Origin of the sequence: Saccharibacillus sp. CPCC 101409 (genome assembly GCF_030518235.1) — a bacterium.
In the GTDB taxonomy this organism is placed as follows: Bacteria; Bacillota; Bacilli; order Paenibacillales; family Paenibacillaceae; genus Saccharibacillus.
The window spans coordinates 1-24,281 of sequence record NZ_JAULSA010000005.1; the positions used below are offsets into that span (position 1 = coordinate 1).

General features: G+C 57.1%; 19 protein-coding genes and 1 rRNA gene. 9 read left to right on the plus strand and 11 right to left on the minus strand.

The features are described from left to right. Window positions 1-67: ribosomal RNA gene (locus tag QWJ34_RS12580) — 16S ribosomal RNA — on the minus strand; the annotation flags it as partial. 583 nt (window positions 68-650) lie between these two features. Here QWJ34_RS12580 and QWJ34_RS12585 point away from each other — a divergent pair. After that, a complete protein-coding gene (locus QWJ34_RS12585) occupies window positions 651-1,760 on the plus strand; it encodes an AI-2E family transporter (RefSeq protein ID WP_302728230.1) in 1,110 nt (369 codons plus the stop codon). A 102-nt stretch (window positions 1,761-1,862) separates the two neighbouring features. Here QWJ34_RS12585 and odhB read toward each other — a convergent pair whose 3' ends face one another. The 3 genes from odhB to QWJ34_RS12600 form a co-directional block, all read right to left on the minus strand. After that, on the minus strand, window positions 1,863-3,203 hold the full coding sequence (odhB, locus tag QWJ34_RS12590) for a 2-oxoglutarate dehydrogenase complex dihydrolipoyllysine-residue succinyltransferase (protein WP_302728232.1): 1,341 nt from the start codon (window positions 3,201-3,203) through the stop codon (window positions 1,863-1,865). Window positions 3,204-3,207: 4 nt separating this feature from the next. Next, window positions 3,208-6,075 carry a 2-oxoglutarate dehydrogenase E1 component gene (locus QWJ34_RS12595; RefSeq protein WP_302728234.1) on the minus strand — a complete coding sequence of 956 codons (2,868 nt, stop codon included), beginning with the start codon at window positions 6,073-6,075 and terminating at the stop codon, window positions 3,208-3,210. 270 nt (window positions 6,076-6,345) lie between these two features. Beyond that, window positions 6,346-7,191, minus strand: coding sequence for a PPK2 family polyphosphate kinase (locus QWJ34_RS12600; RefSeq protein WP_302728235.1), 846 nt, complete (start codon window positions 7,189-7,191; stop codon window positions 6,346-6,348). Window positions 7,192-7,416: 225 nt separating this feature from the next. Between QWJ34_RS12600 and QWJ34_RS12605 the strand changes: the two genes are divergently transcribed. Both QWJ34_RS12605 and QWJ34_RS12610 read left to right on the plus strand, forming a co-directional pair. Beyond that, complete coding sequence (locus QWJ34_RS12605) at window positions 7,417-7,737, plus strand: hypothetical protein (protein WP_302728236.1); 321 nt, start codon at window positions 7,417-7,419, stop codon at window positions 7,735-7,737. A gap of 196 nt (window positions 7,738-7,933) precedes the next feature. Beyond that, window positions 7,934-9,157, plus strand: coding sequence for a carbamoyl phosphate synthase small subunit (locus tag QWJ34_RS12610; RefSeq protein WP_302728238.1), 1,224 nt, complete (start codon window positions 7,934-7,936; stop codon window positions 9,155-9,157). Between the two features lie 54 nt (window positions 9,158-9,211). On the opposite strand, the gene rsgA is transcribed toward QWJ34_RS12610, so the two are convergent. Beyond that, entirely contained in the window at window positions 9,212-10,348 is a 1,137-nt protein-coding gene (gene rsgA / locus QWJ34_RS12615) for a ribosome small subunit-dependent GTPase A (protein WP_302728239.1), read from the minus strand. Between the two features lie 201 nt (window positions 10,349-10,549). On the opposite strand from rsgA, the gene QWJ34_RS12620 reads away from it, so the two are divergent. The 3 genes from QWJ34_RS12620 to QWJ34_RS12630 all read left to right on the plus strand — a co-directional run bounded on the left by QWJ34_RS12620 (window position 10,550) and on the right by QWJ34_RS12630 (window position 12,523). Further along, window positions 10,550-10,933 carry a hypothetical protein gene (locus QWJ34_RS12620; protein ID WP_302728241.1) on the plus strand — a complete coding sequence of 128 codons (384 nt, stop codon included), beginning with the start codon at window positions 10,550-10,552 and terminating at the stop codon, window positions 10,931-10,933. Beyond that, a complete protein-coding gene (locus tag QWJ34_RS12625) occupies window positions 10,912-11,913 on the plus strand; it encodes a YpdA family putative bacillithiol disulfide reductase (protein WP_302728242.1) in 1,002 nt (333 codons plus the stop codon). Before QWJ34_RS12620 ends, QWJ34_RS12625 begins: the two co-directional genes overlap by 22 nt. A 103-nt stretch (window positions 11,914-12,016) precedes the next feature. Beyond that, window positions 12,017-12,523 carry an ADP-heptose synthase gene (locus QWJ34_RS12630; protein WP_302728243.1) on the plus strand — a complete coding sequence of 169 codons (507 nt, stop codon included), beginning with the start codon at window positions 12,017-12,019 and terminating at the stop codon, window positions 12,521-12,523. 125 nt (window positions 12,524-12,648) lie between these two features. Here QWJ34_RS12630 and QWJ34_RS12635 read toward each other — a convergent pair whose 3' ends face one another. Continuing rightward, a complete protein-coding gene (locus tag QWJ34_RS12635; RefSeq protein WP_302728245.1) occupies window positions 12,649-12,945 on the minus strand; it encodes a HesB/YadR/YfhF family protein in 297 nt (98 codons plus the stop codon). Between the two features lie 286 nt (window positions 12,946-13,231). Between QWJ34_RS12635 and QWJ34_RS12640 the strand changes: the two genes are divergently transcribed. The 3 genes from QWJ34_RS12640 to QWJ34_RS12650 all read left to right on the plus strand — a co-directional run bounded on the left by QWJ34_RS12640 (window position 13,232) and on the right by QWJ34_RS12650 (window position 17,448). Next, the gene (locus tag QWJ34_RS12640; RefSeq protein WP_302728247.1) at window positions 13,232-13,369 is read left to right on the plus strand and encodes a hypothetical protein; all 138 of its coding nucleotides are present in this window, start codon (window positions 13,232-13,234) and stop codon (window positions 13,367-13,369) included. A gap of 181 nt (window positions 13,370-13,550) precedes the next feature. Continuing rightward, complete coding sequence (locus QWJ34_RS12645; protein WP_302728249.1) at window positions 13,551-15,323, plus strand: ABC transporter ATP-binding protein; 1,773 nt, start codon at window positions 13,551-13,553, stop codon at window positions 15,321-15,323. Then, a complete protein-coding gene (locus QWJ34_RS12650; protein WP_302728251.1) occupies window positions 15,313-17,448 on the plus strand; it encodes an ABC transporter ATP-binding protein in 2,136 nt (711 codons plus the stop codon). The genes QWJ34_RS12645 and QWJ34_RS12650 overlap by 11 nt, the downstream gene beginning before the upstream one ends. A gap of 125 nt (window positions 17,449-17,573) precedes the next feature. On the opposite strand, the gene QWJ34_RS12655 is transcribed toward QWJ34_RS12650, so the two are convergent. The 5 genes from QWJ34_RS12655 to QWJ34_RS12675 form a co-directional block, all read right to left on the minus strand. Continuing rightward, the gene (locus QWJ34_RS12655) at window positions 17,574-18,503 is read right to left on the minus strand and encodes an S-layer homology domain-containing protein (RefSeq protein ID WP_302728253.1); all 930 of its coding nucleotides are present in this window, start codon (window positions 18,501-18,503) and stop codon (window positions 17,574-17,576) included. A gap of 149 nt (window positions 18,504-18,652) precedes the next feature. Next, window positions 18,653-20,062: a branched-chain amino acid transporter BcaP gene (gene bcaP / locus QWJ34_RS12660; RefSeq protein WP_302728255.1), complete on the minus strand. Its 1,410-nt coding sequence runs from the start codon at window positions 20,060-20,062 to the stop codon at window positions 18,653-18,655. A 365-nt stretch (window positions 20,063-20,427) separates the two neighbouring features. Continuing rightward, entirely contained in the window at window positions 20,428-22,113 is a 1,686-nt protein-coding gene (gene argS, locus QWJ34_RS12665; RefSeq protein ID WP_302728257.1) for an arginine--tRNA ligase, read from the minus strand. Window positions 22,114-22,778: 665 nt separating this feature from the next. Continuing rightward, complete coding sequence (locus QWJ34_RS12670) at window positions 22,779-23,114, minus strand: four-helix bundle copper-binding protein (RefSeq protein ID WP_302728259.1); 336 nt, start codon at window positions 23,112-23,114, stop codon at window positions 22,779-22,781. Between the two features lie 108 nt (window positions 23,115-23,222). Further along, on the minus strand, window positions 23,223-24,206 hold the full coding sequence (locus QWJ34_RS12675) for a CobW family GTP-binding protein (RefSeq protein WP_302728261.1): 984 nt from the start codon (window positions 24,204-24,206) through the stop codon (window positions 23,223-23,225). Window positions 24,207-24,281: the final 75 nt, after the last annotated feature.

Below are 24,281 nucleotides of genomic sequence, written 5' to 3' on the forward strand. Positions count from 1 at the left end.
GCTCGACTTGCATGTATTAGGCATGCCGCCAGCGTTCGTCCTGAGCCAGGATCAAACTCTCCAATGCAAACTCCGTTTGCATCGCGACTCCAAATGCGGACCCCTAAGGGCACTAATTTGGACCAAAGCGATGTTTGGAAGCTTGTGAACTTGAAAAGCACCATGTGCTCGTTTAAAACGTGGCGATTCTCGATTGCTCAAGAACCTTTATTCTCTATCGCAACGAGATCATAATCAAAAGATTATCGCTCGTTGCGGGAACTCAAATCGCTTTGCCCAAAGGGTCAGCGTTTTTCGTTCCTAACTCCTCTTCACTATCCAGTTTTCAAAGAACAAACTGTCTGTAAAGCCGGCTTTCCAAGCGCTTTGCGATTGGCGCCAACCAAACAGGCTAGGTTTATAGGTTAACACTTATTAAAAACGAATGCAACCTATATTTATATTTTTTTGAGCGCACGATATACTGATTCTTTTTCCGGCTTTTGCGATTGCGGGTAGAAAACTTGGGGTATAATGAACGAAGAATATTTTCCGCCTGCGATTGGAAAGCGCGCTCATCTTTTTATAAAGCTTTCAACTTATAATTGAAACGCTTTCTTTTTAAAAAATCTCAAAATTTCGTTCATCAGTAAACGACTAAGGAGGAAATCATGTTTCAAAAAGACAAGTTTGCGCGCACCTGCATACATATCGTTTTGGTTCTGCTTATTTTGTTTCTGCTCTCCAAGCTTCAATTTGTTCTGGCGCCGCTTAAAGCGGCTTTCAGCCTGATCTTTTTCCCTATTGCGCTGGCTTTGTTTCTATATTATCTGTTCCGGCCCGTTATCCGGCGCCTGGACAAGTGGAAGATTCGCCGTCCCTGGTCCATTCTTCTTCTATACGCGGTGGCGGTCGGAGTGATCGTCGGCTTTTCTTTATGGGTGTGGCCGATTCTTCGCAACCAGTTTATCGGCTTCACCAACAATCTGCCTCAGCTGGCGCAGAACTTCTCCAATCAGCTTCAACTGCTTTTGCTGCGCTTACAGGAACAGGAAGTCTGGGGAACCCGAATCAACGATATCGATGTCGGTTTGAATATTCCCCAGCAGTTGTCCGGTTATCTGGAGAATGTAATCAACTCGGTGAGCAATTACTTGAGCAGCGCTCTTTCGGTAGTAGCCTGGATTTTCCTCGTTGTTTCAACTGTGCCGATGATCCTGTATTTCATGCTCAAAGACGATCGCAGAGGTTATGCTTTCCTGCTTAAAGGAGTGCCTTACCGTTACCGTCCCGTGATGCGAGGCATGGCGGTCGATATCGATACGGCGTTAAGCGGATTTATCGTCGGCAGGGTCCTGCTGGCTGCCTGCGTCGGCGTTTTCGATCTGATCGGCTTTCTGATCGTAGGCGTGCCTTATCCGCTTCTCCTGGTACTGTTTATTATTTTTACGGATATGATTCCGTATATCGGCGTCTATCTCGGCGCGCTGCCGGTAGTGATTGTCGGCTTTATCGACTCGCCGGCTTCGGTCATCTGGATTATCGTCGTGATTGTGCTGGGCCAGATGCTGCGCAACAATCTGCTTTCTCCGGTTATTTACGGTTCAGCTCTGGATATCCATCCGCTTACGACTGTGTTCCTGCTGCTCGGCAGCGGCGTGATCGGCGGATTCCTTGCTATTTTGATTATCATTCCGGTATACATGGTCGTTAAAATTGTGGTTGTGCATCTTTACCGGTATTATCGAAGCCGAAAACTTGCGGCGCCCAAGCCGCTTTAGCTCGTGCCGAGAACTTCTCCCCCTGCAACGTTGACCTTTTGGGAAAATAAAAAAACCTCCTGTATTCCATTGGAATACAGGAGGTTTTTTTAACGTTTACTCTTAGCTTTCGATCAGCAGGGATTCCGGATCTTCGAGCAGTTCTTTGACTTTGACCAGGAAGCTGACGGCTTCAGAGCCGTCGATGATACGGTGATCGTAAGACAGGGCGATATACATCATCGGACGGTTCTCCATCCGCTCTTCGTCGATTGCGACCGGACGCAGCTGGATCTTGTGCATCCCGAGGATGCCCACCTGCGGAGCGTTCAGGATCGGTGTCGAGAGCAGCGAGCCGAATACGCCGCCGTTGGTAATGGTGAACGTGCCTCCCTGCAGATCGGACAGCGCCAGCTGGTTGCTGCGCGCTTTGCCGGCAAGTTCGCCGATCTTGCGTTCGATCTCGGCGAATCCGAGACGATCGGCGTCGCGTACGACCGGAACGACCAGGCCTTCCTTCGCCGAAACCGCAATACCGATATCGTAGAACTTTTTATAGACGACATCGTCTCCGTCGATCTCCGCGTTGACGGCCGGGAACGCTTTGAGCGCGCCGACAACCGCTTTGGTGAAGAAAGACATAAAACCGAGGTTTACTTCGTATTTCTGTTTGAATGCGTCTTTGCGGCGCTTGCGCACATCCAGGATCGCCGTCATATCGACTTCGTTGAAAGTCGTCAGCATCGCGGCGGTCTGCTGCGCTTCGACCAGACGTTTGGCGATCGTCTGGCGGCGGCGCGACATGCGCTGGCGTTCGACCGGCTTCAGCGGGTCGGCGGCAGACGGTGCTTGCGCCGGCGCTTTCGGCGGAGCTGGGGGCTGCGAAGCCGGAGGCGCCGGCTGCTGCGGAGCCGGCTGTCCTTGAGCGGCCGAGCCGCCTTCGGCGAACGACTTCACGTCGTTCGGGTATACGCGGCCGATCGGATCGCCCGTCGGCACGCTGCCGAGTTCGACGCCGCGTTCGCGCGCCAGTTTGCGCGCGGCCGGCGAAGCTTTGGCCGCGGCGTCGCCGCTTTCGGCCGGAGGCGGGCTCGCCGCTTCGGCGGATTTGGGACTGGACGGCAGCGCCGCTGCCGGAGCGCCCTGTGCGGCCGGCGGAGCCGAAGGCGCAGGCGCCTGTTCTTCGCCGAGCGAACCGGATGCCGATCCGGTCGTCGAGCCCGCAGCGTCGCCGGTGCGGATGCGGCCGATAACTTCGCCGACCTGCACGGTGTCGCCTTCCTGGCGCAGACGGGTTTCGAGCAAACCGCTCGATTCCGCGCTTACTTCCAAATTGACTTTATCGGTTTCAAGCTCCAATAGAACGTCGCCCTGCTGTACGGCTTCGCCTTCGGCGACAACCCACCGCAGAATCGTTCCTTCGGTGACGGACTCTCCCATTTCAGGTACTTTAATGTCGCTCACGGCGCTACCTCCCTAAAGTCGTTTGAGTTTTTTTGGTCGAATTCTGGCCCAGGGCCGTTTGGATGATCTTCTGCTGTTCGAAAACGTGAACGTGCTGGTAGCCGCTTGCCGGGCTGGAACGTTCCGGTCTGCCGGTATACACGACTTCAATGCCTTTTGGAGCGGCGGCCCGGATATTCGGGTCGATATAACGCCAGGCGCCCATGTTCTGCGGTTCTTCCTGAACCCATTGAATCTCTTCGAGATTCTTGAAGTTTCCGAAGAACTCGGACACTTCTCTCGCCGGGAACGGATACAGCTGCTCGACGCGCAAAATATGCAGCCAGCTCCAATCGGCGTCCGCTTCTTTGGCAATGGCGTCTTCGAGCTCGACCGCGATTTTGCCGCTGCACAGCAGTACGCGGCGGACTTTGTCCGGCGATTCGCCGAGTCCCGGCTGCCGCAGGGTGGCTCTGAAGCCGCCCTCCGTGAATTCATCGGCTCCGGAAGCGACGCGCGCATTCCGGATCAGGCTTTTCGGCGACATCACGATCAACGGCTTGGCGTCTTCGCGATTCGTCATGGCGGCCTGGCGGCGCAGCAGATGGAAATACTGCGCGGAGCTCGTCAGACTGACGATCGTGCAGTTGTTCTCGCCGGCCAACTGCAGATACCGTTCCAGTCTGGCACTGGAGTGTTCCGGCCCCTGTCCTTCGTAGCCGTGCGGCAGCAGCAGAACCAGGCTCGATTTCTGCGCCCACTTGGAACGGCCTGGCAGCACGAACTGGTCGATAAGGACCTGCCCCGCGTTCGCGAAGTCTCCGTACTGCGCTTCCCAGATGACCATGGTCTGCGGAGCGTATACATTATAGCCGTATTCGAAGCCGATTACCGACGCTTCGGACAGCGGGCTGTTGTGGATTGCAAACGACGCTTTGGCCTGCGGCAGCGCATGCAGCGGGCAGTAAGTTTCCCCCGTCTTCGCGTCGTGCAGCACCAGGTTCCGGTGCGCGAACGTCGCGCGTTCCGCGTCCTGTCCGCTGATGCGGATCGGCGTGCCGTCGGCCAGAATCGAAGCGAACGCCAGCGTTTCCGCCTGTCCCCAATCGACCTTCTCGCCTTCGTTCAGCGTGTTCTCGCGGCGCTGGAGAATCCGTTCCAGCTTCGGATACACATTGAACGTCTCCGGACGCTTCAGCAGCTCGGCGTTGATCGTCTTGAGCGTATCGTAATCGACGGCCGTGACTACCGATTCGAGCGGCGTTTCGTCGATGTTCGAAGCAAACGGGAACGGATGGCTTTCGCTTTCTTTTCCGTTCTTCATCTGCTCGTACTCTTCTTTGAACAAATCCGTGATGCGTCCGCGGATATCGGAAAGACCGTTCTCCCCAATCAAACCGCTTTTATTCAATTTATTTGCAAAAATAGTCGCAGCGGTGCCGTGCTCCCTGACCTTTTTGTAGATCAGCGGCTGCGTCGTTTCCGGATCGTCCGTTTCGTTGTGACCGTAGCGGCGGTAGCCGATCAGATCGATCAGGAAATCCTTTTTGAAAGTAGTCCGGTATTCGCACGCCATGCGCGCGGCCGCGATGCACGCTTCCGGATCGTCCGCATTGACGTGCACGATCGGAATTTCGTAGCCTTTGGCCAGGTCGCTCGCGTAATGCGTAGAACGGGAATCGCCGCTTTCGGTCGTAAAGCCGAGCCGGTTGTTGGCGATGATATGTACCGTCCCGCCGTTCTGGTAACCCGGAAGCTGGTTGAAGTTGAGCGTCTCCGCCACAACGCCTTCGCCCGGAAACGCCGCGTCGCCGTGAACCAGAATCGAAGCCGCATTGTTGGTGTTCTGCTTCGGATAGCCCGGCTCGCTGCGGTCTTCCTGGGCCGCTCTGGCGAATCCTTCGACAACCGGATCGACGTACTCCAGGTGACTCGGGTTGTTGGCCAGCGTCAGGCGCGTTTTGCCCTGCTCGCCGATTTCCCGTTTCTCGCCCAGGTGATACTTGACGTCGCCCGTCCAGCCGAAGTTGATGCCCATCGAGCCTTCCGAAGGCATAAGATCTTTATTCGGCGCGTGATGGAATTCCGAGAAGATGCGTCCGTACGGTTTGCCCAGCACGTGAGCCAGCACATTCAACCGTCCGCGGTGCGCCATCCCCATCAATACGTGTTCGGCGCCTCTTTTGGAGAAACCGCGCACCAGCTCGTCCATAACCGGCACCAGCATATCGATTCCTTCAATAGAGAAGCGTTTCTGGCCGACAAAAGTCCGGTGCAAAAATTCTTCGAATTGCTCGACCTGCACCAGGCGTTCCAGCAGCGCTTTGCGTTCCTCGTCGGACAATTCGCCCGCCGCGCCGTGGCTTTCGGCCTGGGCGTTCAGCCATTCGCGTTCTTTCTCGTCGTGCACGTGCGAGAACTCGTAGGCGGTCGTGCCGGTATATACCTGCTTCAGCCGGCGAATCGCGTCGAGTCCCGTAGCGACGCCCTCCGGCGCGTCTTCCCAGATCAGGGAAGCCGGCAGGGAAGCCAGGTCTTCCTCGGTCAAGCCCACTTCGCTCGGGTTGAGGAACGATACTTCCGGTCTGGCGTCGAGCCCGATCGGATCGATATCGGCGGCCAGATGACCGTAGGTACGGATATTCCATACCAGCTTGCTTGCTGCAACCGCTTTCTTCAACGACTGCGAATCAGTCGCTCCCGCGCTGGCTTGCGGCGTCTGCGCCGCGCGATCCTGCGGCGGCGCGCCGAAGCGCTCGAACAACTCCCGGTAAGAAGATTCGACCGAAGCCGCATCCTCCAGATAGCGTTCATACTGTTCCTGTACGTATCCTAGGTTAGGACCATAGTACTTTTCCCATGGCTCATGCGTGCTCGAAAATTGTTTCGTCATCGCTGCCACCCTCCGTCTTGTGATTGCAAAAGCCGATTCCGATAATACATGATTTTTTACAAAATGGTGAACAAAGCGCTTACTTCTCGATTGTACCGCTTTTTGTTAGCAAGTTCAATTTATTCGGCCGCTTCCTTGCTAAATTTTTGACAGCTTCTTTTTCGCCCGTCTCCGGTCGGCCGAACGACCCTTCAGTCGAACGGCGAACCGCCCAGTCGAGCCGCTATTTCGCTTTTTTACCTTTCTGTCAAAAACCGTCGGTACCGCGGTTTAATCGCCTTTTACGGCTTCGGCGTCGCGTTCTTTGTGCAGCTCGGGCAGCAGGTCCTGCAGTTCCGGCACCGGCGGCGGGAAAGACAGATCCATTCCTTCCAACGTATCGACGGCGATCTTGAGCACGGACAGATCGCGCATGGCGCGATCGTCGGCCGGCACGATGTGCCAAGGCAGCTTTTTGCTCGCGCATTCGCTCAGCACGTCTTCATAGCACTCTTGGTATTTGTCCCAATGCTTGCGCTCGGCCAGGTCGCTCGGATCGAATTTCCAGTTCTTATGCGGATTCTCGATGCGGGCGATCAATTTTTCAAGCTGGAACTTTTTGGAGATATGCAAAAAAATCTTGACGATCTCGACGCCGTTTTCCGCCAGCATTTTCTCGAAATCGTTAATCTGACCGAAGCGCTTCTTAACCCGGTCTTCATCCACGGTTCCGTGTACTCGGGTAATCAGCACGTCTTCATAATAAGAGCGGTTAAAAGCGGCGATATAGCCGCGTTCCGGCACGTAGCGATGCGCTCTCCACAAGTAGTCGTGCCCGAGTTCCTCGTCGGTCGGCGCTTTGAAGCTGTGGATCTGCACACCCTGCGGATTCACCGCCGAGAACACATGGTTGATGGTTCCGTCTTTGCCGCTGCAGTCCATACCCTGGAAAATAAACAGCACGGAACGGTTCCGGCCGGCAAACAGCTTTTCCTGAAGATGCTCGAGCTTACGGCTCAATTTTTTCTTTTCCGCTTCGATGTCGTCCTCGGAAGGCCGCTTGGCGCTGCTGTAATCGGTGTCGATCCGGTCCAGACGGACCCGGTCCCCGGAGCCTGTTTCCGTATTCGTTTTCATGGTTTTATTCACTCCTGTTTCGTAGGGATGTCGTCCATCCTATATCAATACCCGTTTTGGCAAGCGATACACGTATAGGCACAGCGGAGAACGATTTTTTTTGCAAAGAGTTTCAATCAAAAAACCCGTGGTAATATTTTGTCAAGTAAAAAAACACGGGAACGCAAATAAATTTTATTCGTCCGCCCTGTTCTATCCACTGCCGGCGAAAAGGAGGAGCGCGACATGTTTTTGAAAAAGAACTGCACCTGCCAGAGCTGTTTGAGAACGTTCGAATGCACCGGAACTTTCGATGCCGACGGCGCGCGTTATATCGCCGGTCCGGTCGCTTTGATGCAGCTGCTGTCCAAAGAACCGGATAAGCTGCTGCTCGAAGGCCGCGTGATGTGCACGGGCTGCGCCACGACGCATCATTTCCTCGTCGAATACGACTGCGAGCAGGATCGTTACATTGAAATCGATACGGCGGCGGGCCGGGTCGTTCAGCCTTCGCGATCCGAAACTCGCAGGGAAAGCCGGGTTGTGTATTCCAGACTGGCTTATTAATATCGGTCCGGGCAAAGCGCCCGAAGCGGGACAAGCTGCGGAGCTGCCCGCTTTTTTAATCGAATAGTTTGCATAATTATTCTTAATGATGTATATTTAATTAAAGAAAATTCGAGAAGTTTTTTACGTTATTCAAGCAGCCTCGCGATCGGGTTTTATCATATAGAGCAGAGAGTATCCTGGGGAGGGAAACGATATGAAAGCCAGACTGATCTTGGAAGACGGCACGCTGTTCGAAGGAAAGTCGTTCGGCAGCGATAAACAAACCACCGGCGAAGTCGTATTCAATACGGGCATCACGGGCTATCAGGAAGTGCTGTCCGATCCGTCCTACTGCGGACAAATCGTCACGATGACGCAGCCGCTGATCGGCAACTACGGCGTCAACCGCGAAGACTTCGAAGCGATCCGCCCTTGGATCCAGGGCTTCGCCGTCCGCCGCTACGAGACCGCTCCGAGCAATTGGCGTTCGGAAACGGATCTTGGCACGCTCCTCAAAGAATACGAGATTCCCGGCATCGCCGATATCGATACCCGCATGCTGACGCGCCGTCTGCGCAATCACGGCACGCTGCGCGGACTCATTACGACGGGCGCGGCCGCGCCGGAAGAACTGCTGGAAATCCTGCAGGCAGCCCGTGCCCCCCGCAACCAGGTCAGCCTCGTCTCGACTCCCCGCGCCTACCGCAGTCCGGGTACGCGCGAGCGTATCGTGGTCGTCGACTACGGCAGCAAAACGGGCATCGTGCGCGAACTGAACGACAGAGGCTGCGACGTGGTCGTCGTTCCCCACGATTCGACCGCCGCGGATATCCGCCGCTTCAATCCGGACGGCGTACTGCTGTCCAACGGCCCCGGCGATCCCAAAGACGTTCCGCAGGCAATCGAAACGGTGCGCGAGCTGATCGGACAGCTGCCGCTGTTCGGCATCTGCCTCGGGCACCAGCTGTTCGCACTGGCATGCGGCGCAGATACGACCAAGCTCAAATTCGGACACCGGGGCGCGAACCATCCCGTCAAAGAAGTGGCTTCGGGCCGCTGCCTGATCACGTCGCAGAATCACAGCTACACCGTTCTGGACGAAAGTCTGGACGGTACCGAACTCGAAATTACGCATATCAACAATAACGACGGCAGCGTCGAAGGCTTGAAGCACAAAACCGCGCCCGCTTTCTCGGTACAGTTCCATCCCGAAGCGGCGCCGGGACCGTCCGACAGCAATCCGCTGTTCGACCGTTTCCTGGAGTCGATCGCCGAATTCAAGCAGGCGCGGCAAAGCGGCGAATCCGCCGCTCCCGCTTCTTCCGAGAACGTCCGCCGGACGTCCGGGTCCGCCGCCGCTCCCCGCTCCGCGCAGCGCAAAGAAGCGGACGGCGCGGCATCCTCTTTTAAAAAGGCGCTCGCGCCGTCCGCTTACTGAAACGTTCCGGGCGCAGTCGAGTACAGGCAGTAATCCTTCAAGAAAATACCGGACTTATTCGTCCTTCATCCAGTCTTTATTGCGCCGCTCTTTCCGATCCCGCTTGCTTCCATCAGCGCGGCCGGACGAAGGACGGCTTTTTTCTTTGCGTTCCAAAAAAGCAAGCTCGCGCTGCGTTTTCCGATAGCTGTTCAACCGGCCGGCTTCCAGTTCTCCGTCTTCGATCGCCGACCGCACCGCGCAGCCTTCTTCCCCGCTGTGCGTGCAGTCGCGGAAGCGGCAGCCGCCGGACAAGCTCTCAATATCCGCAAAGGTGCCCGCCAGACCGTCTTCTTCGTCTTCCCACGGCTGGAGCTCGCGCATCCCGGGCGTGTCGATCAGCACCCCGCCGCCCGGCAGAACGAACATCTGGCGGTGCGTCGTCGTATGCCGGCCGCGGCTGTCGCCTTCGCGAATCTCGCTTGTCCGCTGTACATCCAGTCCGGCCAGCGCATTCGTTATCGTGGATTTGCCGCAGCCGGACGTGCCGGTCAGCGCGCAGCTTTGCCCTTCGCCGAGGTAAACGGCAAGCTCGTCCATTCCTTCGCCCGTTTGAGCGCTGACGGCGTGCACCGGCACGCCCGGAGCGGCGCGGCCGATGTCGGATTCCGCCGCGACGCGCGTATCGCGGTCGCACAGATCGGCTTTGCTCAGCAGGATCACGGGCCGGGTGCCCGAGTTCCAGGCCATGATCAGATAGCGTTCGATCCGGCGGACGTTCAAGTCGCCGTTCAGCGAGCTGACGATAAACAGCGTATCGACATTGGTGGCGATAATTTGTTCGCGCACCGGCGCTCCGGCCGCTTTGCGGGAAATCTTGCTGCCGCGGGGCAGCACGGCGTGAATCCGCGCTCTGCGCTCGCCCGGCAGCAGCTCCGCCGCAAGCCAGTCTCCGACGGCCGGCAGATCGCGGCCTTCTTCGGCCTGATGACGCAGTTTGCCGCTGCTCTCGGCCGTGTATTCGCCGTACTCCGTCGCGACTTTGAACTGCTGGCCGAAATCCGCCGTCATTCGCACGGGCGTCCAGCCGGTGCGATCCAAGTCTGCTGCTTCCCAGACTTTTTGCCAGTCGTCGTTCCAGCCGAAATTGTGTGGAAAACGTGCGGCTTCGTTCTTGATTTCATTCTTTATTTGATTTGTCGTTTCGTTCATGTATGCCTCCGGGGAAATTAGATTTGCTGTGCAGCGCGGGCAAGGCCTGCTCGCCCATCCGACATTCTCCCCGGAGCCCGCCGAAAAAAGCGCGCAAAAAAGCCGGGGAGGTCTCTCCCCGGCTGTTCCGGCTGCGGCGCCCGGGACCGTTTCGACTGAAACGGCGGGCTGCCCGCATTTGCCGGATCGGCGTGTCCGTCTATGCGGACGAACGCGCCGCGGCAGCAGCGCTCGAGCACGATCGGACCATTCGCCGATCGCCGCCTGAAGCGTTACAAGCCGCCGCTTATTCCGTTCGTTTCGCCGGACGCGGAGGAGAGACTGCGACATCTAGGGACAATCGAATTAAGTTTGCGCATTGTTATCTCCTCCTTCGTCGGCATTTGCCCACATTCTAGCGGAGAGGCGAAAAGGTTGTCAACTTCTTTTTTCAAAAAAACGAATCCGCAGAGTTTGCGCGATGCCGGACGTTTGCGCGATAATAAAGAGAAAGCCGCGTTTTGCCGGGAAAATCGGCAGTATGCGCAAGCAGCGCGAATAACCGAGGAGGAACGAACAAAGAAATGGAAAAAGAAGACGTTTTGATTATCGGCGCCGGCCCGTGCGGATTGTCCGCCGCGATCGAATGCGGACGCCGCGGGCTGTCGGTCCGGATCATCGAAAAGCATAATGTGGTGCATTCGATTTACCTGTATCCGACGAATATGCAGTTTTTCAGTACGGCCGAATTGTTGGAGATCGGAGGCGTGCCGTTCACGTCGCCGAATGAAAAGCCTTTCCGTCACGAAGCGCTCGCTTACTACCGCAAAGTATCCAAGCATCACGATCTGCGCATTTCTTCCTACGAGGAAGCGCTGTCGGTGCGTCCGCAGCCCGACGGGTCTTTCCGGGTGAGCACCCGCGACCGCGCGGGCAACGAGCGCGAATACGAAGCCGGCAGCGTGGTCATCTCGACCGGCTATTTCGACCATCCGAACGAGCTGGGCATTCCCGGCGAAGACAAGGAAAAAGTAACCCATTACTTCCGGGAAGCCCATCCTTACGCCGGAATGAACGTGGCGATCGTCGGCGGCAGCAACTCCGCGGTCGACGCGGCGCTGGAATTGATCCGGGTCGGCGCGAAAATCGATATGATCTACCGCCGGACCGAAATCTCGCAGCATATCAAACCTTGGGTGCGTCCGCTGTTCGAGAGCATGGTGGAAAAAGGCAAAATCACGCTGCACCTCGGCTCGCAGCTGACCGAAATCGGCGAAGATTACGTGATCGTGCGCGGACCGGAGCAGAAAAACCGCATCCGCAACGATTTCGTGCTGGCGATGACCGGATTCCGGCCGGACCGCAAGCTGCTGACCGAAGCCGGCGCGCAGATGTCCGACGATCTGGACAAGCCCGTGTTCAATCCCGATACGATGGAGACCGGCGTTCCCGGTTTGTATGTGGCGGGCGTTATCGCTTCGGGGCGCAACGCCAACGAAGTATTTATCGAGAGCGGACGAAAGCACGGCGGGGTCATTGCCGAACATATCGCGCAGAGGGCTTCCAAAAGCCAAAACCGTCTGTAAAAAGCTGTTTTCGCCGTCGTCATGTGCTATACTTCCCTCATAACGAGGATTTGGCAGGGCCGAAACAAAACGGATCGGCCGGCCGCTAGGAGGACCGCTGCTTATGTCTCAACGATTCGTCATTGAAGCCGTCATGGTCGCCATCTACGGGCAATTGCTCTCGGCGAACCGTCCGGTCGAATATATCGTTCCTTACACGACCGTACTGGAACTTTACGAATTCGAAGAAGGTTCCGAGCCGCTGATGAACGAGCCCGGAGACGACCACTACGTCAAAGAAAAAGTCAAAGAATTGATCGCTTACTTCGAAGAGCCGCTGAACAAGAAAAAAATTCAGAAGGCGCTGTCGATTCCGTGGGCGAAAAGTTCGCCGATCCTGCTCGGCGACATGGTGAAGCTCACGATCGTAAATGCGGTGGACAACGCGCATTACGGCGAGCTGTTCGATCCGATCGAAACGGAAGTGCTGCTGTCGGCGCTGAAAGAAGAAGCGCCCGTGCTGACCGATCAGCTCGAAATGATTCAGCGCATTATTTCCGCCGCCGTGCCGGTGCAGGTATTCGATATCGACGATTTCGAATTCGCGCTCGAAGGAACCGCCCAGCTTTAACCGGACCAAGCGGCTGTCCCGCACATCGCGCGCCGCCGCTTGACCGGGTGGATATGCAAAAAGACGAACAACCGGGAATTCCGGATGTTCGTCTTTTTTTGGATGCGCCGTTTTGCCCGGGCCGCTTATTGTTCGGGCTCGTAGGCGTACACAATATCGTCGTGTTCCGGCAAATAAGTCACGTTCAAGCGGTAGCCGTCGAGATACCACTGATCCCGTTCCTCCATGTAAAACGTGATGCCTTCGGACGATTGGGTCAGCGCGGGATTCTCGGGCTCCACCGTCGCGATGCCCAGAGAAAAGCCGGGATGGATCTCGCTGGTATTGCTGTACCGGGCGTAGAAGCGGATATAATCGCCGCTGCCCAGCTCCAGTTCCTTTTTGTACCATCCGGCCGCCTCCGGCGAAACGTTGATTCTCATCAGGGTTCGTCCTCCTTCGCGCGGCTGCGCAGATTTCTTCGAAAGATCGGGACGGATCGTGCTTCCGGCCGCTTCCGTTTACCGTTTTATCATAACGCAGAACGACGCGCGGAACAAACGGATCGTCCGGGAAACCGCTCTCTTCCCGCCTCCCGCCGTACACCGTGCATTCACATTTTTTTCATATTCTAAAACTTTTTCGTTGACTTCCTCAAAAATTCGATGCTACAATCGGGAGCATACGAGATCATTTTACGATCATCACCAGCAGAAAGGAGTGAATTCGATGTTTACGTTCAAGGAAAGCTTTGCCGTCCGCTTCAAAGGCCATCATTCGACGCAGCGCGCCCTTTCCCAACCGAATATCGTTGAAGCTCCCGTCTGGCGTTTCCCGGACTGCGGATTGCGCCTGCTCCAGGCCTGATCGTCCGCCCCGGTACACGAATAAGGCGTCGGTGGGCTTCGCCCTCGTACGCCATATGAATCGGTTTCAAGCATATCGCTGCGCGATATGCTTTTTTTGCGGTTTTTTTCGTAAAAATGATTAGGGCATGTCTCAAAACTCGCCCTGGTAAATCCATCTGAAGAAGAAAGGAAGTGATGGAATGTTTTCCGTCCTTCGCAACTTGGGCTGGTTTTTCAGCCGTGAAAAAAGGCGTTATGCGATCGGGGTCTTTTTCCTGATTATTGTCGGCTTTATCGAACTGCTTCCTCCTAGGTTGATCGGGACCGCGGTCGACGATATTGCCGGAGGTTTGATTACTTCGCAGCGCCTCTGGATGTATATCGGCGGCATCCTCGGACTGCTGGCTGTGATGTACGGCATTACGTACATATGGATGCGCCAGCTGTTCGGCGGCTCCAACGTCGTCGAACGGCTGCTGCGCAGCCGTTTTATGGCGCATCTGCTGCGCATGACTCCTCCGTTCTTCGAGCGGAACCGGACCGGCGACCTGATGGCCCGCGCGACGAACGACCTGCGCGCCGTCGCCATGACGGCCGGATTCGGCATGCTGACGCTCACCGACTCCACCGTGTTCCTGCTCACGGTGCTGCTGGCCATGGGCTTTATCGTCAGTTGGAAGCTGACGCTCGCCGCGCTGATTCCGCTGCCGTTTATCGCGATCGGCATGAGTATCTACGGTAAGATCATCCACCAGCGCTATACGGTCGCGCAGGACTCGTTCGGCGATATGAACGACCAGGTGCTGGAGTCGGTAGCGGGCGTGCGCGTGATTCGCGCCTATGTGCAGGAACGTCTCGACGAGAAGCGCTTCGCGGATATTACCAACGACGTATACCGCAAAAACCTGGCGGTGGCTCGCGTCGACGCGATCTTCGAACCGTTTATCCGGCTGTGCGTCGGTCTCAGCTATCTGATCGGCCTTGCGTACGGCATCTACCTCGTCTTCCGCAGCGAGCTTACGCTCGGCGACCTGGTCACGTTCAATATGTATCTGGGCATGATGATCTGGCCGATGTTCGCGATCGGCGAGCTGATCAATATTATGCAGCGCGGCGGGGCTTCGCTCGACCGGGTCAACGAAGTGCTGTTTACCAAAGCCGATATCCAAGATCCGGAGCAGCCCGCGAACGTATCCGCTCCGGATTCGATCGAATTCCGCGACGTCACGTTCCGCTACCCGACTTCGGTCGTCGACAATCTGGAACAGATCGACTTGAAGCTCCATGCCGGACAAACGCTCGGCGTGGTCGGCCGCACGGGCAGCGGCAAATCGACGCTGCTCAAGCAGCTGCTGCACGAATATCCGACGGGCTCGGGCGATCTGCTGCTGGCGGGACAGTCGATCGAAGATATCGCCAAAGACCGGCTGCACGGCTGGATCGGCTATGTGCCGCAGGAACAAATCCTGTTCTCCAAAAGCGTGCGCGAAAATATCCGCTACGGTAAGCACGACGCGAGCGACGACGACATTATGGAATCGATTCGCACGGCCGCGTTCGAAGGCGATCTCGAAACGCTGTCAGACGGTCTCGAGACCCGCGTCGGCGAACGCGGCGTATCGCTGTCGGGCGGCCAGAAGCAGCGCGTATCGCTGGCCCGGGCGTTTATCGCCGAGCCGGAGATCCTGATTCTGGACGATGCGCTGTCCGCCGTCGACGCCCGCACCGAAGCCCGCATTATTACGAATATCCGCGAGAAACGCGCCGGCAAAACGACGCTGATCTCCACTCACCGCCTGTCCGCCGTCGAACATGCCGACCATATCGTCGTGCTCGAAAAAGGACGCATCGTCGAAGAAGGCACGCATAGCGAACTGGTCGCGCTGGGCGGCTGGTACGCCGAGCAGTACGAACGGCAGCAGGTGGAATCGAATCTCTCCTCCGAGGAGGCGCAGCCGAATCATGACAACTAATAATCCGCAGCAGCCGGATACCGGCTCCCTGCAAAACAAAACGATTACCAGGCGGCTGTTCCAGTACGCACTGACCGCCAAAAGCACGTTTATCGTCGCGATTATCGCGCTTGCCATCGGCGTCGGCGCCGAGCTCGCCAGTCCGTTTATCGCCAAAATGATGATCGACGACCATATGATGGGCATCGAGAATCCGTTTTACGAAACGGAGGACACCGGCGGCGATTCCGTCGCGTACGACGGTGCGACTTTCAAGCGCGGCGACCGCTTTGCGGAAAACGAAACGAAAGGCCGCGAAGTGCGCATTCTCCAGGTCGGACGCGGCTTCGTATTCGTCGACGGGCCCGTTGCGCAGCCGGCGGGCGACCGCAGCTTCGCCGACGGCACGCTGACGATCGTCACGGCAAACGGCACGGATACGTATCCCGCCGCGCAGCTCACCAAGCAGCAGCTGTTCGACTTCTACGAACCGGAGATTCCGGGCATCGTGCGCCTGATTCTGCTGTACCTGCTGTTTCTGGCGATCTCGATCGTCATGGAATTCGGCAAAACCTACTGGCTGCAATCTTCGGCCAACCGGGTCATCCAGAAGCTGCGGCTCGATCTGTACGCGCATATCCAGCGGCTTCCGGTCCACTTTTTCGACAATCTGCCGGCCGGTAAAGTCGTCTCCCGCGTCACCAACGATACGGAAGCGGTCAAAGACCTGTTTATCGCGGTGCTCTCGAACTTTACGACAGGCATCGTCTATATCACCGGCATTTATGTGGCGCTGTTCATTCTGGACCCGCGCCTGGCGGCGGTCTCGCTGTTCGTGGTCCCGATTATCGTGCTGTGGATCTATTTGTACCGCAAAGTGGCGACCAAATACAACACGATTATCCGTTCCCGGCTCAGCGAGCTGAACGCGATCATCAACGAATCGATCCAGGGCATGTCGATCATCCGCGTCTTCCGCCGCGAGCAGCAGACGCGCGACGAATTCGAAGAGCTGAACGGCGATTATATGAAGCATCAGAACAAAATGGTCAATCTCAACTCGCTCACTTCGCACAATCTGGTCGGCGTGCTGCGGAATTTCTCGTTTACGGTCGTGATCTGGTATTTCGGTTCGTCGACGATCGACGGTACCTCGATTATCACGCTCGGCGCGCTGTACGCGTTCGTCGATATTCTCGGCCGGCTGTTCCAGCCGATCACCGGCATGGTCAACCAGCTGGCTTCGCTCGATTCCGCCATGGTGTCGGCCGGCCGCGTGTTCGAGCTGCTGGACGAACCGGGCGAAGCCGTCACCGACGGCGAGATGCCGCGCTACAAAGGCAATGTGGTATTCGAAGACGTTTCGTTTGCTTATAAAAAAGACTTCGTCCTGAAAAATATTTCGTTCGAAGCGGCGCAGGGACAAACAGTCGCTCTCGTCGGGCATACGGGCTCCGGCAAAAGCTCGATCATCAATTTGCTGTTCCGTTTCTACGATCCGCAAAAAGGGCGCATCTCGATCGACGGCCAGAGCGTCCGCGATCTGCCGAAGCAGTGGATTCGCCGGCATATGGGCATTGTGCTGCAGGACCCTTATCTGTTCACCGGTACGATCGCTTCGAACGTCAGTTTGGGCGACGAGCGGATTACCCGCGAACGCGTCGACCGTGCGCTGCGCGAAGTCGGCGCGGACAAGATTCTGGCCGACCTGCCGGGCGGCTTCGACGAACCGGTGGTGGAAAAAGGCAGTACGCTGTCCGCGGGGCAGCGCCAGCTGATCTCGTTCGCCCGCGCGCTCGCGTTCGATCCGGCGATCCTGATCCTCGACGAAGCGACAGCCAATATCGATACGGAAACCGAAGCGCTGATCCAGTCGGCTCTGGGCGTACTGAAAAAAGGCCGGACGACTTTCGTCATCGCGCACCGCCTGTCCACGATTCGCAGCGCCGACCAGATTCTCGTCCTGCACCGCGGCGAGATTGTCGAACGCGGCACGCACGACGAGCTGATGGACATCGGCGGCCGTTATTACCAGATGTACGAGCTGCAGCAGGGCGGCGGCGATTCGATCACTCCGGTGACCGGCACGCCGGACTCCGGCTTCCGGGCCAGAGCCGCTTTCGGCGGAGCGGGCGGAAACGACTGATCCGTTCCTGCGCCGCGTCCGGATATGCGCCGGCTTTTTCCGGGCAGTCCTCCCGAACTCGACTCGGCAAAAAAAAGCGCTCCTCGCAATGAGGAGCGCTTTTTGGCGTATCGATATGGACCGGCTTATTTCAGCAGCTTGGCGTCGGTCGCAGTCGATCCGCCCGCCTGCTCGGCCGTCACTTCGGCATAAGCCTTGTTCAGGTAAGTCGAAGCCGTCGCTTCGGTAATCACCTGCGGATACATCATGCCCGGATCGGGCTGCGTGATGGTGTAAACCACCGTCGCTTTGTCGCCTTCGTACTTGACGTCCGAAATCTTGAGGCCGTATCCCGGGTTCGGAAGCGATACGGTCAGCGTGGCTTTGACGCGCCCATCCGATTCGGTTGCCGTCGTTACACTCACTTCGGGTCCCTCCGTTCCTTCGCTTGGCTGGTTGTTTACGCGATCGATAAACTCAATCGCATTATACACCATTTGAGCGGCTTCCATGCGGGTAATCGGGTCCTGAGGACGGAAATTGCCGTCTGCGTCCGCCGAGATGATCTTCATGTTGCCCAGAGTCTGAACGGCGCCCACATGTTTGCTTGTAAAGTCTTTTTCATCCTTGAATACGAGGTACATCTTGGTTGTCGCGTAATCGCCGGTTGTGTTGACGCCTTCCAGCAGCAGGCTGGCGAACGCTTCGCGGGTAATCTTGGCGCTGACCGAATCTTTGGTCGTTACGGTTTGGATTCCGTTTTGCGAAGCGGCTTTGTAAGCCGAAGCGTACCAGGCTTTCTCGTTGAACGAAGCGCCCGGTTTGAAAGCTGCGCCGCCGTCGCTCTGGATGCCAAAAGCGCTGACGATCAGCTGCACGGCTTGAGCGTTGGTCAGATCGAGCGCCGGAGCGAACCGGTCGGAACCGACCCCTTTCATGATTCCCTGTTCCTGCAAAGATGCAGCGATTTTGGCATCGCTCGTATCTTTGATGTCGCTGAATGCGGATGCCGAAGCGGCAAAAGCGAACGAACCGGCCATGACCAGCGCCGCACAAGCTTTAATTGTTTTTTTCATCATGATCACCTCTTCAATTTTCTTGTTCTCAGTCTCCCAGACGCAGGGGTTCTCCAAAAGGTTGCAGCATTTTTTAGAATTTCGATTTCGGTCTATTAAAAACCCCCTGCGGCCTAGTGCCGTCAGGGGGTTCGGGATTGCAGTCGGTCTTAATATTTTTTCAATACATTTTCCGGGTGCAGCAGGCTGTGGCGGCGTCCGTACGAGAAGTATACGGCCAGGCCGATCACCAGCCAGATCAGGAACGTGTACCAGGTCAAGGCTTTGAGCTGGAACATCAGATATACGCAGCCGACCGCGCTCAGGATCGGAATCAGCGGCACGAGCGGAACGCGGAATCCGCGCTGCAGGTCCGGCTGGCTGCGGCGCAGCACGATCACGCCGATGCTGACCACGGTAAAAGCGAACAGCGTGCCGATATTGGTCAGCTCGGCCAGATGGTCGAGCGGGATCAGACCGGCGAAGAACGCGATCACGACCGCCGAGATCCAGGTGCCGGCCGCCGGCGTCCCGCTTTTGCCGCTGACTTTGGAGAACGTCGGAGACAGCAGGCCGTCCCGCGACATGGAGTACAGCAGACGGGTCTGGCCGTACATCATCACCAGCAGCACGGTTGTAATGCCGGTAATCGCTCCGAGCGAGATGATCCAGGCGATCCCGTTCATATTGACGAATTCCAGCGCAAACGCGACCGGGTCGCTGACGTTCAGCAGGTTGTAAGGGACGATACCGGTCAGAATAAGCGAAACTACGATATAAAGCACGGTACAGATCGCCAGCGACGCGATGATGCCGATCGGCAGATTGCGCTGCGGCTCTTTGACTTCTTCGGCCGCCGTCGATACGGCGTCGAACCCGATGTAAGCGAAGAAGACAGTCGCCGCGCCCGCGGTCACGCCGCCGAAACCGAACGGCAGGAACGGATGCCAGTTGTCCGGCTTGACGTAGAATACGCCGACGCCGATAAAAATCAGCACCACCAGCAGTTTGATGCCGACCATGATGCCGTTCGCCCGGGTCGCTTCTTTGACCCCGCGGGTCAGCAGCGTGGCGATAATCAGCGTAATCAGCACCGCCGTAATATCGACATATGTCCCTTTATCCGGGTTGAACGCTCCGGTCAGCGCATGCGGCAGCTGAATGCCGATTCCGGACAGCAGACTCTGGAAGTAGCCGGACCAGCCGCTTGCGACCGCCGCGCTGGCAAAGCCGTATTCGAGAATCAAATCCCAGCCGAGTATCCAGGCGATCAATTCGCCGAACGTGGTATAGCTGTACGTGTAGGCGCTGCCGGAAGCCGGCACGGAAGAAGCGAACTCCGAGTAACACAGCGCAGCGAACGCACAGATAATGCCCGCCAGCAGAAACGACAATACCAGGCCGGGACCCGCATACTTGGCGGCCGCGACGCCCGTCAGAACGAAGATGCCCGTTCCGATAATGGCGCCGACGCCGAGCGTGGTCAGATCGAGCGGACCGAGCACGCGCTTCAGATTGCTCGGGCCTTCTTTGATCGCTTTGCGTCTGAAAAGAGAGGACTGCCCTTTTGTCGTGCTCATGTGTAAAATCCTTTCCGTTTGTAAGGTATCGTGACATTTTAAGCTCATCTTAAGCTTCACCTACACAATCCTACGGAAACCTACACTTTGGCGCGTTAAAATAATAAAATCCGCTCAATATTGAATCCTCTCTCCGGTTGTTTTCTGCCTTCGAATCACGGAATTCGAAGGGAAGGGAAAGCCAAATGTCGTTCGGATTCAATATTTCGCTCCCGCGGCTTGCAAAGCCGAGACCAAATTCAAACCCTTTCAAGAGATTGAAGAGATGTCCGCTTTGCGGAACATGAAAAGCCTGTTAAAGGCTGAATGGATGTCCGCTCTGCGGAACATGAAGAACAAACATGGACGATGAATAGCGGCTGCGCTTAAATTTCCTCCGGCGAGCGGATGCCTAGCAGGTCGAGCGTCCATTTCAGGCGATCGGCCGTCAGGAGAGTCAGTTCCAGGCGTACGGCGCGCTCGTTCGGCGAGTCCGTCAGCACTTTATTGTGGTGATAGAAGCGGTTGAACAGCTTGGCCAGATCCAGGGCGTAGCGGGCGATGACGGAAGGCTCGCTACGTTGGATGCCGCGGCGAAGCTCGGCTTCGAAGTCGCCGAGCCGCTTCAGCAGCTCCCACGACGTTTGGTTCCATTCGTAATCGGCCGAAGCTTCGGCGAAAGAAACGGCGCCTGAGGCTTCTGCGGCCCGGCGCAGCACGCTGCGCGACCGGGCATGGGTGTACTGCACGTAAGGCCCGGTCTCGCCTTCGAATTGCACGGCTTCTTCGAGCGAGAAATCGATCTCGCCGATCCGGTTGTTTTTGAGGTCGCCGAAGATGATAGCGCCGATACCGACGGCTTCCGCCACCGCTTCGCGATTCGCAAGCTGCGGATTTTTGTTTTCGATAATGGATGAAGCGCGGGCGACGGCTTCGTCCAGCACCTCTTCGAGGAACACGACTTTGCCCCGCCGCGTGGACATTTTCTTGCCTTCGAATTTCATCAATCCGAACGGGATATGACTGCAGGAGGAAGCCCATTCCCGTTCCATTTTGCGCAGCACGGCGAACACCTGGCGAAAATGCAGCGACTGCTCAGCGCCGACGACGTACAGCAGTTCTTCCGCGCCCAACACGTCGTGGCGGTAAAGGGCGGTCGCCAGATCGCGCGTCGGATAAATGGTGGTGCCGTCCGATTTGAGGATCAGGCACGGCGGCATCTCTTCGTCGTCCAGCCGGACCACCTGCGCGCCGTCGCTTTCTTCGAGCAGCCCTTTCTCGCGCAGTTCTTTCACCACCGCGCCCATTTTGTCGTTGTAGAAGCTTTCGCCGAGCACTTTGTCGAACGAAACGCCCAGACGGTCGTACATCCGGTTGAACTCGGCCAGACTGACTTCGACAAAGTAACGCCACAGCCGGACGGCTTCGTCGTCGCCGGCTTCAAGCCGCCGGAACCAATCGCGCGCTTCGGGTTCCAGGGTGTCGTCGCGTTCCGCTTCGTCGTGAAAGCGAACATACAGATCGAGCGATTCGCGGATCGGCGCCCGGTTCAACCGCTCTTCGCTGCCCCAGCGTTTATACGCCGTGATCTGTTTGCCGAACTGGGTACCCCAGTCCCCGAGATGGTTGACGCTGATCGGCCGGCAGCCGGCAGCCTCGTACATCCGGTACAGCGCCGCGCCGATCACCGTCGAGCGCAGATGGCCGACGCCGAACGGCTTGGCAATATTCGGCGACGACATATCGATGACCACCCGGCGGCCGTCCCCGATCGACGAAGGTCGTCCGACTTTGGCTTCCTCCGCCAGTTGAGGCGCATACCGGCCGCGATCCAGCTTAAAGTTCAAATACGGTCCGCTGGCCGAGGTTTGAACTCCGTCCGCTTCGAAACGCTGAGCAAGATCCGCGGCGATCTGCTGCGGCGCGCGGCGCAGCGTTTTCGCCAGACTGAAACACGGAAACGCGAAATCTCCCAGCTGCGCGTCCGGCGGCAGTTCCAGCAGCGGCTCGGCCGTTCCATCTTCCCACTCCAGCAGCTCATCCAGCTTGGCGGCGATTTGTTTGATCATCATTTCATTTCCCCCTCTATCGTTCTCGGCTAACCGGACAGACCACGACAAAAAGCCCCCGTCTCCAAAAAGAGACGAGAGCTTGTCGTTCCCGCGGTACCACTCTTGTAGCCGGCGCTTCGTGTTCACATCGGAAAACGGGCGGCGGCCCCTCGAAAGACGATAACGGCGTCTTGGCCGGGCGGTTCTACGCGGAGCTCGCGCTTCTGCGCGAACTCGTTCGAACCGCCGTCTCCCGGGTGCGCTTCGTCCAAAACACGGCGCCGGCTTCCACCGCCCCGGCTCGCTGATCCCGTTTTCGTTTTCGACTACTTTCCCGTTCATGGACTGTTCCGATTAATCTGTTTGTCATTATAAGGGGTACACGAGGAGTTAGGCAAGATCTTTTTCACTGGCCGCCTTAAAAGAACAATCCTTTTGATGCTGTCTGTTTGACGTATATATTGTCCATGACCAAAAGAAGAATTCATTTCCGTTTAAAAGCAATTGCGTTTATTTGAGCTTTTAAACCATTCGGACCGCCTGCATAAGACAATGATAGAACCAATATTCCTCTTATTCCAACCTCTATCTTTTGACAAAAAAAACAAACCCTCCAACGCCTGAGCGTTCAAGGGTCTGTTCGTGTCTGAGAAATCGATAAGCTTTGAACGATAAGGTCCTGGCGCTTAAGCGGCAACCAGCACGCTGCGGCAGACGGACGCGCACTCGCGGCAGACGCGGACGCAATCCTGGCAGTGCTCGTGAGGGTGCTTCGCGCACTCGTCGGCGCAGGCGTCGCACGCTTTTGCAACCAGTTCGCAGATCTCGGCCGCGAACGGGCTGTTGCGGGTCATCGCCTGCACGGCGAAACCGCACAGGTCGGCGCATTCGCGGTAAAGACGCAGACATTCGCGAAGTTCGACAATCTCCAGTCCTTTCAGACTCGAAACGTAACTTACGTTGCAGACGTTCATGCAGCGGATGCAGGCGTCGATACATTCTTTATATGTAGTAACCGTCATATCGGGTTCCTCCCAGGTGTATGGATAGAGTTTGTTTGCTTCCTTGTCTGTTCTTTACCCGAAAGACGACAAAAATGAAACCCCTTACGAGACGACCGCCTGCAAATGCTAACTTTCTTCCGGTGCGGACTCCGGTTCCGTTTCCAGCTCTTCCAACCGTTTGCGCAGTTCGGATGCCGAGAAGTGTTCGCCGATAAACACAGCCATATCCCGCAGATCGCCCTGAGGCGTAACTTTGATAAAGTCCAGCTCGCGAAACGCATACTGGAACAAAAAACGGCTGGCCGTATCGGAAAAAGTCAGCAGTCCTTTGGCCCGGTAAATCTCGCGCGGCAGCCCGGCGATCAGCGCTTCGAAACGCCGGCTGTCGACCGGTCCGCGAAAGCGGTGCGTATACGAAGTGACATGCTCGTGCCCCGAACCCAGCATGGCGAAGCCGGCCGGCGTTTTGGTCAGCTTCCCGGCTTCCGCTTGTTCCGGCGCAAACGCCGTGCCGAGCAGCGGCTCAAGTTCCGTTTCGCAGCGAACGCTGCGCACGATCGGCGCATAAGCGTTCCAACCCCGGATCGCCGCTTCCAGCTCGTCCGCTTCTTGTTCGCTTACCCGGTCGACCTTGTTGAGGATCACGGCGGAAGCGCAGCGCAGCTGGTCCTGCATCAGCGCATAGGTCTTTCCGCCGCGGCTGCGGTGCATCTCCAGCAGGTGAGCGGCGTCCGCCACGGTAATCAAGCCCCGCAGATCGATGCCGGCGTACATCGCCGTTTCGGTCGCGGCGTCGAGCAGGTCGATCGGATTCGCCGCTCCGGTCGCTTCGATCACGACGACGTCGGGACGGTCGCGCTGCACCAGAGCAGCCAGTTCGCCCGCCAGATCGTCGCGTACCGAGCAGCAGATACAGCCGCCGAGCAGCTCGGCCAGCGGCACTTCGGCTTCGACCAGCAGCCCGTCCAGATTGACTTCGCCCAGTTCGTTGATAATAACGCCGGGCCTGAGCCCGATTTCTTGCCAATACGCAACCAGCCGCTGCAGCAGCGTCGTTTTGCCGCTGCCGAGAAAGCCGGACAATAAATATACCGGTACATCGGATGACATGATGAATTCCTCCGTTTGCCTTCGCCCTGAACCAGGCGATTCTTGTTCGATCTTTGAGTTTACCGCAATCAAGAT

Coding starts and splice junctions, on each gene's coding strand:
- QWJ34_RS12625 (WP_302728242.1), top strand. CDS start 10,912: ATGGAAAAAGAAGACGTTTTGATTATCGGCGCCGGCCCGTGCGGATTG.
- QWJ34_RS12595 (WP_302728234.1), bottom strand. CDS start 6,075: ATGACGAAACAATTTTCGAGCACGCATGAGCCATGGGAAAAGTACTAT.
- QWJ34_RS12635 (WP_302728245.1), bottom strand. CDS start 12,945: ATGAGAATCAACGTTTCGCCGGAGGCGGCCGGATGGTACAAAAAGGAA.
- QWJ34_RS12600 (WP_302728235.1), bottom strand. CDS start 7,191: ATGAAAACGAATACGGAAACAGGCTCCGGGGACCGGGTCCGTCTGGAC.
- QWJ34_RS12620 (WP_302728241.1), top strand. CDS start 10,550: ATGCGGACGAACGCGCCGCGGCAGCAGCGCTCGAGCACGATCGGACCA.
- QWJ34_RS12645 (WP_302728249.1), top strand. CDS start 13,551: ATGTTTTCCGTCCTTCGCAACTTGGGCTGGTTTTTCAGCCGTGAAAAA.
- QWJ34_RS12670 (WP_302728259.1), bottom strand. CDS start 23,114: ATGACGGTTACTACATATAAAGAATGTATCGACGCCTGCATCCGCTGC.
- bcaP (WP_302728255.1), bottom strand. CDS start 20,062: ATGAGCACGACAAAAGGGCAGTCCTCTCTTTTCAGACGCAAAGCGATC.
- QWJ34_RS12610 (WP_302728238.1), top strand. CDS start 7,934: ATGAAAGCCAGACTGATCTTGGAAGACGGCACGCTGTTCGAAGGAAAG.
- QWJ34_RS12630 (WP_302728243.1), top strand. CDS start 12,017: ATGTCTCAACGATTCGTCATTGAAGCCGTCATGGTCGCCATCTACGGG.
- QWJ34_RS12655 (WP_302728253.1), bottom strand. CDS start 18,503: ATGAAAAAAACAATTAAAGCTTGTGCGGCGCTGGTCATGGCCGGTTCG.
- QWJ34_RS12585 (WP_302728230.1), top strand. CDS start 651: ATGTTTCAAAAAGACAAGTTTGCGCGCACCTGCATACATATCGTTTTG.
- QWJ34_RS12675 (WP_302728261.1), bottom strand. CDS start 24,206: ATGTCATCCGATGTACCGGTATATTTATTGTCCGGCTTTCTCGGCAGC.
- QWJ34_RS12650 (WP_302728251.1), top strand. CDS start 15,313: ATGACAACTAATAATCCGCAGCAGCCGGATACCGGCTCCCTGCAAAAC.
- argS (WP_302728257.1), bottom strand. CDS start 22,113: ATGATGATCAAACAAATCGCCGCCAAGCTGGATGAGCTGCTGGAGTGG.
- QWJ34_RS12640 (WP_302728247.1), top strand. CDS start 13,232: ATGTTTACGTTCAAGGAAAGCTTTGCCGTCCGCTTCAAAGGCCATCAT.
- QWJ34_RS12605 (WP_302728236.1), top strand. CDS start 7,417: ATGTTTTTGAAAAAGAACTGCACCTGCCAGAGCTGTTTGAGAACGTTC.
- rsgA (WP_302728239.1), bottom strand. CDS start 10,348: ATGAACGAAACGACAAATCAAATAAAGAATGAAATCAAGAACGAAGCC.